This is a genomic window from Staphylococcus sp. AS1337 (genome assembly GCF_051408735.1).
Classification (GTDB): Bacteria; Bacillota; Bacilli; order Staphylococcales; family Staphylococcaceae; genus Staphylococcus; species Staphylococcus xylosus_B.
This window is the reverse complement of record NZ_JBOIHZ010000023.1, coordinates 1-306: the sequence shown is the minus strand read 5'-3', so window position 1 is coordinate 306 and position 306 is coordinate 1. Positions and strand designations below refer to the sequence as shown.

The window sequence follows — 306 nt, the reverse complement described above, 5'->3', positions numbered from 1 at the left end:
AGGAAAGTATAAAAAATGAAATTAAAAGCAAGTTAGATTGTCTAGATCAGATTAACTATAAATTAGGTGTTTATGATGAATTATCACGTAACGTTAGTACAGATATTATAAACAAGGATTGCCTTATTTGACCTAAAGTGTAGTTCAAGGTTTATCATTAATTATATATTTAATTAGTGGAGGCGTATAATATGAATAATATAAAAGACAAAGTTATCCTTATAACGGGCGCATCAAGTGGTATAGGAAAAGCAACCGCCACATCATTAGCACAACAGGGCGCAAAATTAGTATTAGCAGCAAGAA

At 30.7% G+C, this 306-nt stretch carries 1 protein-coding gene; it reads left to right on the top strand.

Going from position 1 to position 306, the window contains the following annotated elements:
* Positions 1 to 191: 191 nt before the first annotated feature.
* Positions 192 to 306 (top strand): SDR family NAD(P)-dependent oxidoreductase (locus ACSUE0_RS14560; RefSeq protein WP_392438794.1); only part of this gene is annotated, 115 nt, incomplete at its 3' end.